The organism is Chryseobacterium sp. VD8, from assembly GCF_037149975.1.
GTDB lineage: Bacteria > Bacteroidota > Bacteroidia > Flavobacteriales > Weeksellaceae > Chryseobacterium > Chryseobacterium indicum.
Genome location: NZ_JBBCQL010000128.1, coordinates 1 through 12,744, shown reverse-complemented (window position 1 = coordinate 12,744; position 12,744 = coordinate 1). Strand labels below are relative to the sequence as shown.

Below are 12,744 nucleotides of genomic sequence, written 5' to 3'. Positions count from 1 at the left end.
CAATTCTGAAATTACCAGTTTATTTCCATCCACATCATCATCTTCAAATTTTCCGTTTCCGTTAAGATCTTCCAGCGCATCCGGAATACCATCGTTATCAGAATCTTTATCACAAGCATCAGCAATTCCGTCTCCATCACTGTCTACAGCCGAAGACTTATCGTTCACCGCAGAACATCCTTCCGCACAATCCGGAATACCATTTCCGTTATTATCAATACTGTCGTTTCCGTTCGGACACTTATCATTACAGTTCGGAACACCATCCTGATCATCATCAAGCTGAACAAACGCATTATAAATATAATATTGCTGAGCCAGAGTGATTCCGATTCCCGGATTGATTTCAATTTTCATTCTGTCAAACGATTTTGTTGCAGTAAAGCCTACATAAAACTGATTGGTTGAAGAAGTAAAGAACTGCCCACTGAACAATCCGCCTGAAGTTCTGGATTCCGTTACTGTTGTTCCTTTATAAAAAGTAATGGTAATATAATCTAAAGCATTTACAGTTAATAAATTAGCACTTTTCGTTAATGTAAATCCGCCAAAAGTTCCCGCAGGATATTCTCCCGTATTGCTTTTAACCGTTAGTCTAACGGTAGGAATTAACAAATTTATAGGAGATAAATTTACTGTAGCAAAATTTGTGGTGTTGGTATCTACAACGTTTCCTGTGTTGGTAATGTTGGTTAATCCGAAAATCGTTCCAGAAGCACCTGTCCAAGAAGCACCCTGTACAATATCTCCTAATCTTGAAGTTCCTGAAGTCTGAATGTACTCATTACAGTCGCAGTCCTGAGGTTCTTCAAAGGCATAAAATACTTTCATCGCTCCAAAATTTACCCCTACAGTCTGAGTGATCTTTAATCTCACTTCATTGAAAGGTTTTGTTGTATTGAGGGAAATTTTTTGTTTGTTGGAACCGAATCTTAAAACTTTAATATTAATAAGCCCTCCTCCATCAAATAAGTTTTTAGAATCCTGTAACTGTCCGAATAAATAAGTTTCAATTGTTATGTTTTTCAAAAATTCAGCACTCAATAACTTGCCCTGATCATCAGGTTCGATTACAAAGCCCGCTTTATTTCCTGCAGGATAAACCTGATTTTTGTCTAAAACACCCACAGAGTAAGAACCTAACAAACCAGCAGGTAAAACAACAGAACCGTAAGAATTTTTGTCTCCGTCTCCAATTTTATCTCTGTCAATTACAAAAGAAAGAGGAGCTAAAAAGTTACTGCTTCCTGAAACATTCCCATCCACTCCGTTTCCGGCAATAATATCATCGCAAATCCCGTTATTGTCTACAGGAACTTTATTCGGATCGAAAGCAAATGCATAATAAACATTCAGCGCGCTGAATACCGAAAGAGAATTAACTTGATATAGTCTTACTTCATCAAAACTTTTAGACGTTTTAAAATGCAGGAAAACTCTTGTTTTTGTACCTCCAAATGCAGGTACGGACAACAAAGTTGCACTATTGGAACATTCCTGAAAAACTCCCGCTTTATAAGTACTTATTCTTAAATTACTTAAAAAACTTGCTGTAAAAATACTGGTACCAAGATCTACATTAAATCCTGTAATATAGCCTGCAGGATAGGTAACATTTGTATTTTTTACAGATACTCCGTTTCCGCTTACCAAAGTGGCAAAGCTTCCCATACTGACACTGTTATCTAAATTGGCATCAATAAGAGGATTCATGCTTCCGCTGTAACAGGCAACACATATACCATTAGCGTTTAATGGTTTTGCCTCCACACCCATTCCGCGGATCGGTGTGTAGCCTTGTCCGAAAATCTTTACGGACAACAGTAACAGCATCAGAAAAGCTGTAGTTTTCCCGAATAATTTTTTTGTCATTTTAAATTGGTTTAAAGTTTGTGTATTTTTTTAAAATTGTTGCCATGCATAAACACCAGTAGAAGTTAGTTTACATCCGTAAAAATTTCCTGCAGTGGCGGATTTTCCGTAAACAATGGTTCCTTCATTACTCGCATTACAGTCTGAAGGTACTGGAACACCGGTTGCTTTAATTAAAATTCCTTTGCTGATTTCCAGATCCGGAATATTGGTTCCGCTCGGGGTCATATTAATTCCCACATCCGTAACCGCCGTGCCTATTGCACCCTGTCCTGAGAAAGCATGAGAAGTATTTGCATAAACGGTCTGATTGGCAATGGTTGCACTCGCATTAGTTCCGAAGGCAATAGCTCCAGCAGCTCCGCTGGCAACATTGGCATTTCCAAATGCATAATTATTACTCGTTACAGTATTTCCTGTACCAAAAGCAAAACCTCCTGAATTGACGTTAGAATTTCCTATATTAATTCCGCTTACATTCGCTCCGGAAGTTCCGTTGTTATTTCCCAGAACAATCGTATTTGCACCTGTCGCAAAATTGTTGTTACCTATTGTTTTTGCACCACTCAAAGAACTATTCGTAGCTCCAATCGCCACTCCCGGAAAATTAGCAGCCTGTGCGGCAACCGTATTTTCTCTTCCTAAAGCTACATTTGAAGAAGTATTGTTTGATAAAGTATTATTTGATCCCCATGAAACCGAAGCATAAGGTGCGGATGTATTTGAATTTCCTCCTCTAAAATTTCCGTTTACATCAAGAACTGCTTTTACGGAATTATTTGTTGCTAAAACTAAATTCTGGCTATCTGTTGTTCCCAGGAAATTTCCGGAAGAAACAGCAGTTCCTAAAGCTGAAGATGTAGCAGTAGTACCGGAATTTCCGGTAATTTTCCAGTTTGAAGACTGAGGCTGATTCATCTGAGTCCAGACAGAGCCATCAAAATAATAATACCCTGCATTCGTCACATTAACAGTCTGTCCTGAAGGTGTTGTATCGGCTGCTGTTACATAAACTATCGCACCCGTTTGAGCCGTGGTATAACTTTTAGCTCTTAACTGATCTCCTGTTAATCTGGGCGCGATAATCCCATCAAATTTCGCTGGATTTGAAGGAAAGCCCGTGACATCAAGCGTCGCCTGACCTTGAGTAGTATTGATACCTACTTGAGCATTAACAATACATCCCAAAAATGTTAGGATAGATAATCCGAATAATTTGCTTTTCATTTTAGTGATTTTTGTAGTTTTTAGAAAAAAATATGTAAAGTGGGTTCATTAAAAATGAACATTAAAATATCAGCTACAAAATAAATTTTATTTATTGCGTATTAGCTGTTGTTTTAACTTTATTTAAAGCTGCAGATTTCAGAAACAGGACAGTAAAATGCCTATTTTTATTAATTAGAAATAGAAAAGTGCAATAAAGAATAATCAGAAGAAGATTCTCCGAAAGAAAATAATTTGTATCCAAAGCTGTGTGTTTTTTGAGAATACAAATATAATATATTTTTAATCAAAATAATATCTATTGTAAAATAATTTAAATAAAAATACAATTTAACACATAATAATTAATTAAAAATAATAAAAATTATGAAATAAATAAAAATAAAAATTTATAAATACATATTTTAAATAGATAAGTCATTATTACAATAAGAATATTAAATAAGTAATAAACAAAAAAAGGCCTGAACAAATTGTTCAGGCCCAATATTTTTGAGTAAAGTGAAATTATTTCAATTCTACTTCAGCACCAGCTTCTTCTAATTGCTTCTTAAGAGCTTCAGCTTCGTCTTTAGATACACCTTGCTTCAATGGAGCTGGAGCACCGTCTACGATGTCTTTAGCTTCTTTAAGACCAGCACCAGTTAAATCTTTTACTAATTTAACGATAGCTAATTTAGAAGCACCTGCAGACTTAAGAATTACGTCGAATTCAGTTTTTTCTTCAGCAGCTTCACCTGCACCACCTGCAGCAACTACCACTGCAGCAGCAGCTGGCTCAATTCCATACTCATCCTTAAGGATAGCAGCTAATTCGTTTACGTCTTTTACTGTTAAGTTTACTAGCGTTTCAGCTAAATTTTTTAAATCTGACATTGTTGTAATGTTTTTGTTGATTATTGATTATTTTTTGAGTGTAAATTATTCAGCAGCTGGAGCTTCTCCTTCAGCAGCCGGAGTTTCCGGAGTTTCAGTAGCAGGAGCTTCTTCTACTGCAGGTGCAGCTTCTTCAGCTTTAGCTTCTACTGTCTCAGGTTTGTTTTGAAGAGCAGAAACAACTCTCTGGATTGGAGACTGAAGTAATCCGATGATTTCACCGATCATTTCTTCTCTAGACTTGATGTTAGCTAACATCTCTAGGTTATTGTCACCAACATAGAAAGTTTCCTGAACGAAAGCAGACTTCAAAGCCGGCTTTTCTTCTTTCTTTCTGAAGTCTCTGATTAATTTTGCAGGAGCACTTGCAGTCTCAGAAATCATAATTGCTGAATTTCCTTTGAAAGACTGGAACATCTCAGAGTAATCTACTCCTTCAATTTGCTCCATTGCTTTTTGTAAAAGTGTATTTTTAACAACTTTTACTTTGATATTTTGCTTGAAAGCCTGTCTTCTGAAGTCAGAAGATTTTCCTGCGTTCAAACCTTCTAGATCTGCAACATAAACTACTTTAGCATCCTGAAGCAAATCTTTGATCTCTTGTATTGCTACAACTTTTTGGTCTTTTGTCATTGTCTTAGGATTTATAATTAGTTAACAGATTTAGTATCGATTGCAATACCAGGACTCATTGTAGAAGAAAGATAGATCGACTTCACATAAGTACCTTTAGCAGCAGTTGGCTTCATTTTAATCAAAGTAGAGATCAATTCCTGAGCATTTTCCTTGATTTTAGCAGCATCGAAAGATACTTTACCAATACCAGCGTGGATAATACCGTATTTATCAACTTTGAAATCAATTTTACCAGCTTTCACTTCAGTTACTGCTTTACCAATTTCCATTGTTACAGTACCTGATTTAGGGTTTGGCATTAAACCTCTTGGTCCTAATACTCTACCCAATGGTCCTAATTTACCCATTACAGCCGGCATCGTAACAATAACGTCAACATCAGTCCAACCTTCTTTGATTTTTTGTAAATATTCATCAAGACCTACATAATCAGCACCCGCTTCTTTAGCTTCTGCTTCTTTATCTGGAGTTACTAAAGCCAAAACTTTAACATCTTTACCAGTTCCGTGAGGAAGAGACACAACACCTCTTACCATTTGGTTTGCTTTTCTTGGATCTACCCCTAATCTTACAGCGATGTCTACAGAAGCATCAAACTTTGCAGTATTTACTTCTTTTACAAGAGCTGCACCTTCTTCAAGGTTATAGATTCTTCCTTTTTCTACTTTGCTTAAAGCTTCCTTTTGCTTCTTTGTTAATTTTGCCATTTCTTTAAGTTTTAAGCGTTAAAAGTTGGTTTAGTTCCTGTTACTCTTAATCCCATAGATCTTGCAGTACCTGCAACCATAGAAACAGCTGAATCCATTGTAAAGCAGTTAAGGTCTGCCATTTTATCTTCAGCAATCTTTTGAACCTGAGCCCAAGTTACAGCACCTACTTTGTTTCTGTTCGGTTCTCCGGAACCACCCTTGATTTTAGCCGCATCCATTAACTGGATCGCTGCAGGAGGAGTTTTGATTACGAATTCAAAAGATTTGTCTTCGTATACTGTAATTACTACAGGTAAAACTTGTCCCGGCTTATCTTGAGTTCTTCCGTTAAATTGCTTACAAAACTCCATGATGTTCACACCTGCAGAACCCAAAGCTGGACCTACTGGTGGAGAAGGGTTAGCTGCGCCACCTTTCACCTGAAGCTTTACCATTTTAAAGACTTTTTTAGCCATTGTTTGTTTTTTAAATTTGAATAATTAATGAGTTTGGAAGCATTTATTATTCAGCAGGTTATCCATTCTCACATTAGATAATCCTACTTTTCGGACTGCAAAATTATGAAATATTTTTGAAATAGCAAACGGAATAGATTGATTTTTAAATAAATTAAGGTAAACTTTCGTCAAACGCCTGTGGAATTTTAAACATACTGTCTCTATTATCGAATGGCACAACAATTTTATCCAGAATTTGATCCTTATCTTCTTTTAAGCAACTTCTCTTTACAAGTTGCAGATCATACACCGCCTTCTCCGATGGAAGAAACGCATATTGAACATTATAACAAAATCTTGTTTCATCTGAATTATCATCCCAGTCTCCGTAAGAATATTTTGTAGTAACAGTGCAAGCCTTTTTTAATTTATTCTGGCTGAAAATAACCAAATCATCATAATATAAAGTTCCCATATGAGTTTGTCCGCCTGATAAAGCGAAGCATACTGTTTCTTTACCAATCACAGTAAAGCTATGCAACGAACCGGAATTTCCATACATTCCACCACTTCCTGCTTCGATCATAAAATCAGCAGTTTCCCAATTCTTTCCATTGAATCGAAATATGAACAGATCGCAATGCCCTGTAGATGCGCCTGCAAAAGGATATTGATTTTCTATTACTAAAGCAGCAAATTTTTCTCTTCCTATTACAAAACGTTTGATATCTGATCTTGAAAGCTGTATTTCCTCATCCATTTCTTCTAGAGGTTTCATATTCATCGTATCATAGACAGGTTTTAAAAGATTATCTATAATTTCCGAAGTTAAAGTTGTATCTACAGCCATTACAACATTTTGCTTTTGAGGTAACAGAGAATTGACCGATGGCGGCGAAAAAGTTTCGTTTTTACAGTTTATTGCAGACAAAAGAAGCAATGTTAAGAATACATATAATGAAATAGTTCGAATCATCATCAAATATATTAAAAAAGAAAAGACCATTCTTTCGAACAGTCTTTTAAAATTATTTTTAAAGTTTTTACACTTTTTCTACCTGCATATAGCTAAGCTCCATTGGAGTTTTTCTACCGAAGATAAGAACAGAAACTTCAATTTTCTTTTTATCTTCAAGAATTTTTTCAACAGTTCCGTTGAATCCGTTGAATGGTCCGTCAATTACTTTAACGTTTTCACCCACCACATAAGGGATTTCAACATCGCTTGCAAACTCAGAAAGTTCATCCATTCTTCCAAGCATTCTGTTTACTTCAGATTTTCTCATCGGAACAGGATCTCCTCCTTTTGTTAAGCTTAAGAAAGAAATAACTCCCGGAATGTTTTTGATAACGTGAGGAATCTCTCCCATTAAATCAGCTTCAATCATTAAGTATCCAGGATAGTAAGGTCTTTCTTTAGGAACTTTTTTACCGTTTCTGATCTGAATAACCTTTTCCATAGGAATAACTACCTGAGTTACGTACTGCTCAAAGCCTAAACGCTTGATTTCCGTCTCAATGTAGTTTTTCACTTTATTTTCCTGTCCGCTGATCGCTTTCAGCACATACCATTTCAATTCGCTCATTATTGGGAAAATACTTTTATTATTAATTGAACAAGTTGATTAGCATTCCAATGATGTTGCTGATTGCTTTAGAAAACAATTCATCAACTCCAAAAGTAAATAACGCCAAGATCACTGTTGCAACAGTTACTACAATTGTAGACGATTGCAGATCAGACCACTTTGGCCATTCAACTTTATGTCTGAACTCGTTATAAGAACCTTTTAAAAAATCGACAAATGAACTCATAATTGTTATTTGCACGGGCACAAGGATTCGAACCCTGATCAACGGTTTTGGAGACCGGTATCCTACCATTGGACGATGCCCGTAGTTAAAAAAAGCTTCCGTAAAGAAGTTCCTTACGGAAGCTTTTATATTGTGTTAGATGATTAGTCTAAGATTTCAGTTACCTGACCTGAACCAACTGTTCTACCACCTTCTCTGATCGCGAATCTAAGACCCTCGTTAAGAGCGATTGGTTGTAACAATTCTACAGTGATCTCTAAGTTATCACCAGGCATTACCATTTCTACACCATCTGGTAAGAAGATCTCACCTGTAACGTCAGTAGTTCTTACGTAGAACTGAGGACGGTATTTGTTGTGGAATGGAGTGTGACGTCCACCTTCTTCTTTAGAAAGGATATAAACAGATGCTTTGAATTTTTTGTGTGGCTTCACAGAATCTTTCTTAGCGATAACCATACCTCTCTTGATGTCAGTTTTTTCAATACCTCTCAACAATAGACCTACGTTATCACCAGCTTCACCTCTGTCTAGGATTTTTCTGAACATCTCAACCCCTGTAATTGTAGAAGTTAATTTTTCATCACCCATACCTACGATATCTACAGGATCACCAGTGTTGATGATACCAGCCTCGATTCTACCTGTTGCTACAGTACCTCTACCTGTAATAGAGAATACATCTTCGATTGGCATCAAGAATGGCTTATCTGTATCTCTTGTTGGCTCTTCGATCCACTCGTCAACAGCATCCATTAACTGCTCAACAGTTTTGAACCACTTGTCATCAGAGTTACCTTCAGTAGCAGCAGTAAGAGCTCCTAATGCAGAACCTTGGATAACCGGAGAGTTATCTCCGTCGAATTCATAAGTAGATAATAAGTCTCTAAGCTCCATTTCAACAAGCTCTAATAACTCAGCATCATCTACCATGTCAACTTTATTCATGAAAACAACGATTCTTGGTACGTTTACCTGACGGCAAAGTAGAATGTGTTCTCTTGTTTGAGGCATTGGTCCGTCAGTCGCAGCACATACCACGATAGCTCCGTCCATCTGAGCAGCACCTGTCACCATGTTCTTTACGTAATCCGCGTGACCTGGACAGTCAACGTGAGCATAGTGTCTTTTTTCAGTTTCGTATTCGATGTGAGCTGTATTGATAGTAATACCTCTTTCTTTTTCTTCTGGAGCAGAGTCAATTGCAGAGAAGTCTTTTTTCTCAGCAAGACCTTTGCTAGCTAATACAGCAGAAATAGCAGCTGTAAGAGTAGTTTTACCATGGTCAACGTGACCAATAGTACCAATGTTCAAGTGTGGTTTGTTACGATTAAACGTTTCCTTTGCCATGATTTAAAATTATTTATTTATTGTTTTTCAAATTTTCGGTGTGCAAATATAATGAATTTTTAAATACCAAAACCTTTTTATTAAAAAAAGTTTCAATATTCGAATCCAATGAAGCACAAACCTTATATTTCAATGTATTGAGATTGCAAATTTACACAAATTTCTCAATTTAGAAAATCAGGAATAGACCTTTTAGCCAAAATATAAACTATCTCTTTAATTATGAATACAATAAAATAGGCGAAAAAGAATCCTGAGAAAAAATTACAGTACGGCAAAACCATAATTTATCTTTTATCGTAGATGAAAGTATGAACCATTAAAAATAATATATTATGAGAAAATTATTACATTTATGTACCGTACTGTTCAGCACCATCATCCTTTTTTCATGTGACGATTCCGATGATATGATGTCCACAGACATGAATATGCCGGTACAGGGACCCGATCTTATGGCTTACGGACTTACGGCGAACAACGAACTTGTTGCCTTCAATGCCAACAATCCTAAAATGTTTACTTCTAAAACCGCTATTACAGGAGTAGTTTCAGGAGAAAAACTGATGAGCATCGATTTCAGACCAGCAACAGGAGAGCTTTACGCTTTATCTAATGCAAGTAAGCTTTACATCATCAACACTTCCAATGCTTCTGCAAGAGCAGTAAGTACAACCGCATTTTCACCTGCTGTCTCAGGAACTATTGCTTCGATTGATTTTAATCCTACCGTTGACAGAATTCGTCTGGTGAGCAATACAGGACAGAATTTAAGACTTCATCCGGAAACGGGAGCGGTTGCAGCAACCGATATGAACATTAACGGAGGTGGAACTCCTGCTGTAACAGGGGTTGCTTATACCAACAGCAAATCCGGAGCTTCAAGCACAGTTTTGTATGATATTGATATGACTTCCGGAAAGTTATTTAAGCAGGATCCTCCGAATAACGGAACATTGGTAGAAGTCGGAAGTCTGGGAACTACTTTTACAGGACAGGCTGCTTTTGATATTAAATATGATAACGGTGTTGCGTTATTAGCTTTAAATAGTAATTTACATCTATTGGATTTGAATACAGGTAAAGCAACCAACATCGGTATGCTTCAGCAGCAGATCATTGATCTTGCGATTCCTACAGAACCGGTTGCTTATGCGGTAGATAATTCAAACAACCTTCAGATTTTCAACCCAAACAGTCCGATGCCTGTTTCAAAAGCGATTACAGGTCTCCAGACAGGTGAAAGTATTTTAGGAATAGATTTCAGACCGTTGAATGGACAGCTTTATGCTTTGGGAAGTTCAAGCAGACTGTATACTATTAACTTAGGAACAGGAGCTGCAACTGCAGTGGGAACTTCTCCTTTTGCAACGTTACTTGCCGGAACAGATTTCGGATTTGATTTTAATCCAACCGTTGATAAAATCAGAGTTGTAAGCAACACGGGACAAAATCTACGTCTTGATCCTGTAACAGGCGGAATAACGGCAGCAGACGGAATGCTGAATCCGGGAACTCCGATGATCGGAGCAGCAGCTTATACCAATAATTTCGCAGGAGCTACTTCAACAACTTTATTCGTTATCGATCATAATACAGACAAACTGTATCAACAAAATCCACCAAACAACGGAACTTTGGTAGAGGCTGGTTCTTTAGGAATCAATATTACCAGTGCGAACGGTTTCGATATAGGAAGCATGAGCCAAAAAGCATATTTACTGGCAACAGTAGGAACGGCAACAAAAGTATACAGCATTAATACTTCAACGGGAGCTGCAACTGCTGTTTCAGATTTCCCAAATGCTGTAAGAGGTTTTGCTGTGGGATTAGGATTCTAAACTCATAATAATTATTTCAATAGCGAGAATCGCGGAAAACTTCGTTTTCCGCGATTCTTTTTTAACCGAATGTTTATTTAGCCGCAAAGGCAAAAGATTTCGAAAATATATTGATAGTTTATTATTACGGTCAAGAAAAAGAAAACATAAACTCTTTCTTTAAAGTTTTAGTTATCTTATTTAAATATCTTTTGCCACCTGTGGTTAAATAAAAGGTTAAAAGTAAAACTTGTCTAAATTTTTACCGCAAAAGATTGTTACACTTTAGTTGTTTAAGTCTAATGCTTAAGTGAAAAAAAGAGCACATAAGTTAAAAAAAATCAAATAAAGTCTTTTGTCTTCTGCGGTTAAATTTAAAATGAGTTTAAAATATAATTGAAAGAAATGATCAGATCTGTTGAGATTTTTTAGTTCGGTTGAAAATCCAGAAAATAATCGGGAAAATCAGCAGGGTTAAAATAGTTGCCGTAATTAATCCTCCGATAATAACAATAGCCAAAGGTTTTTGGGATTCTGATCCGATTCCTGTGGATAAAGCTGCGGGCATTAATCCGATGGATGCCATTAAAGCCGTCATAATCACAGGACGCGTTCTGGATTTCACCCCATTCAGAAGTGAGCTGTCCAGATCCATTCCGTTTTTAACATTCTGATGAAATTCTGTGATAAGGATAACCCCGTTCTGAATACAGATTCCCAAAAGGGCAATCATTCCCACTCCGGCTGAAATTCCGAAATTAATTCCGGTAACGTGCAGTGCGATAATTCCGCCGATTAGCGCAAAAGGAACGTTTGCCAAAACCAGTAAAGAATCTTTTATGTTTCCGAAAAGGATAAATAAGAGAAAGAAAATTCCTAAAATACTGATGGGAACAACCTGCGTCAATCGTTTTGAAGCTCTCTGCTGATTTTCAAACTGACCGGTCCAGCCTACGGAATATCCGTCCGGAAGATCAATTTTAGCAACCGCTTTCTGCGCATCGGCAATCGTACTTCCCAAATCACGGTCGCGGATGGAAAATTTAATGCCGATATATCTTTTAATATCATCTCTGTAAATAAACGCAGCTCCGTTGTCTTTTTCAATCGTGCTGATTTCTTTTAACGGAATTTTAGCACCGTCCTGCGTAGGAACCATTAAGGCTGCAATATCATTTTCATCCTTTCTGTACTCCTGCGAATAACGGAGACGGATCGGGAATTTTCTTTCGCCATCAAACATTTCTGAAGCGGTCTTTCCTCCGAAAGCCATTTCCAGAACAGACTGTGCATCATCGGGCATTACTCCATACGCTGCCATTTTATCCCTGTCGAGAACTACACTTACTTCCGGCTGACCAATATTTTTGATAATTCCGGCATCTTTTACACCTTTAATATCTTTTACTTCCTTTAAAACTTTTTCAGCAAGTACATCCAAAGTCTGTAGGTTGTCTCCGTAGATTTTAATCCCGTTTTCTGCTTTGAAACCGGCAACTGCTTCAGCTACGTTGTCTGAAATCGGCTGGGAATAATTGAATGTAATTCCCTGATAGTTTCTTAATTTTTTATCGATTTCTTCAATCAGTTCTTCATAGGTGATGTTCCGTTTCCATTCTTCTTTGGGTTTAAGATTCACGGCAAACTGTACGAATCCAAAACCATTCGGGTCGGTTCCGTCATTACTTCTTCCCGTCTGCGCGAGAACATCCGTGACTTCCGGGAAACTCATAATGTCTTTTTTAAGAAGATCGGCTGTATTTAAAGATTCTTTTAATGATGAACTCATCGGCATTTCGGCGGTGATCCACAATGAACCTTCATTTAATTGCGGTAAAAATTCGGTTCCTAAAAATTTCCCTGAAAATAAAGTCACGGCTAAAAATGACAAAGAAACAATTAAACTGAGTTTTTTATGTTTAAAGGTAAAATTGAATCCTTTCAACACAATTCTGTCCCAGAAATTCACGAACGGATTATTCTTCTCCTTTACATTTTTATT

The 12,744-nt window shown here is 37.0% G+C and carries 12 protein-coding genes and 1 tRNA gene; 1 reads left to right on the top strand and 12 read right to left on the bottom strand.

Annotation, left to right across the window (positions count from 1 at the left end):
- The 11 genes from WFK35_RS14095 to tuf all read right to left on the bottom strand — a co-directional run.
- A partial coding sequence (locus tag WFK35_RS14095) for a thrombospondin type 3 repeat-containing protein (protein WP_336733086.1) occupies window positions 1-1,872 on the bottom strand: 1,872 nt, incomplete at its 3' end.
- Between the two features lie 30 nt (window positions 1,873-1,902).
- Complete coding sequence (locus WFK35_RS14090) at window positions 1,903-3,099, bottom strand: hypothetical protein (RefSeq protein WP_336733085.1); 1,197 nt, start codon at window positions 3,097-3,099, stop codon at window positions 1,903-1,905.
- Between the two features lie 507 nt (window positions 3,100-3,606).
- Entirely contained in the window at window positions 3,607-3,975 is a 369-nt protein-coding gene (gene rplL, locus WFK35_RS14085; protein ID WP_076390710.1) for a 50S ribosomal protein L7/L12, read from the bottom strand.
- Window positions 3,976-4,020: 45 nt separating this feature from the next.
- The gene (gene rplJ / locus WFK35_RS14080; protein WP_214590994.1) at window positions 4,021-4,608 is read right to left on the bottom strand and encodes a 50S ribosomal protein L10; all 588 of its coding nucleotides are present in this window, start codon (window positions 4,606-4,608) and stop codon (window positions 4,021-4,023) included.
- 17 nt (window positions 4,609-4,625) lie between these two features.
- A complete protein-coding gene (gene rplA / locus WFK35_RS14075; RefSeq protein WP_029295585.1) occupies window positions 4,626-5,318 on the bottom strand; it encodes a 50S ribosomal protein L1 in 693 nt (230 codons plus the stop codon).
- Window positions 5,319-5,329: 11 nt separating this feature from the next.
- On the bottom strand, window positions 5,330-5,776 hold the full coding sequence (gene rplK / locus WFK35_RS14070) for a 50S ribosomal protein L11 (RefSeq protein ID WP_076390708.1): 447 nt from the start codon (window positions 5,774-5,776) through the stop codon (window positions 5,330-5,332).
- Window positions 5,777-5,930: 154 nt separating this feature from the next.
- Window positions 5,931-6,608: a hypothetical protein gene (locus WFK35_RS14065; RefSeq protein ID WP_336733084.1), complete on the bottom strand. Its 678-nt coding sequence runs from the start codon at window positions 6,606-6,608 to the stop codon at window positions 5,931-5,933.
- 193 nt (window positions 6,609-6,801) lie between these two features.
- A complete protein-coding gene (gene nusG, locus WFK35_RS14060; RefSeq protein ID WP_002976412.1) occupies window positions 6,802-7,344 on the bottom strand; it encodes a transcription termination/antitermination protein NusG in 543 nt (180 codons plus the stop codon).
- A gap of 22 nt (window positions 7,345-7,366) precedes the next feature.
- Window positions 7,367-7,573, bottom strand: a complete 207-nt coding sequence (secE, locus tag WFK35_RS14055) for a preprotein translocase subunit SecE (protein ID WP_076390705.1) — start codon at window positions 7,571-7,573, stop codon at window positions 7,367-7,369.
- 12 nt (window positions 7,574-7,585) lie between these two features.
- A tRNA-Trp gene (locus tag WFK35_RS14050) sits at window positions 7,586-7,656 on the bottom strand.
- A 60-nt stretch (window positions 7,657-7,716) separates the two neighbouring features.
- Window positions 7,717-8,922 (bottom strand): elongation factor Tu, encoded by a 1,206-nt coding sequence (gene tuf / locus WFK35_RS14045; protein ID WP_336733083.1) that lies wholly within the window; start codon window positions 8,920-8,922, stop codon window positions 7,717-7,719.
- A 335-nt stretch (window positions 8,923-9,257) separates the two neighbouring features.
- Between tuf and WFK35_RS14040 the strand changes: the two genes are divergently transcribed.
- Window positions 9,258-10,763 (top strand): DUF4394 domain-containing protein, encoded by a 1,506-nt coding sequence (locus WFK35_RS14040; RefSeq protein ID WP_336733082.1) that lies wholly within the window; start codon window positions 9,258-9,260, stop codon window positions 10,761-10,763.
- Window positions 10,764-11,151: 388 nt separating this feature from the next.
- Here WFK35_RS14040 and WFK35_RS14035 read toward each other — a convergent pair.
- Window positions 11,152-12,744 (bottom strand): efflux RND transporter permease subunit (locus WFK35_RS14035; RefSeq protein ID WP_336733081.1); only part of this gene is annotated, 1,593 nt, incomplete at its 5' end.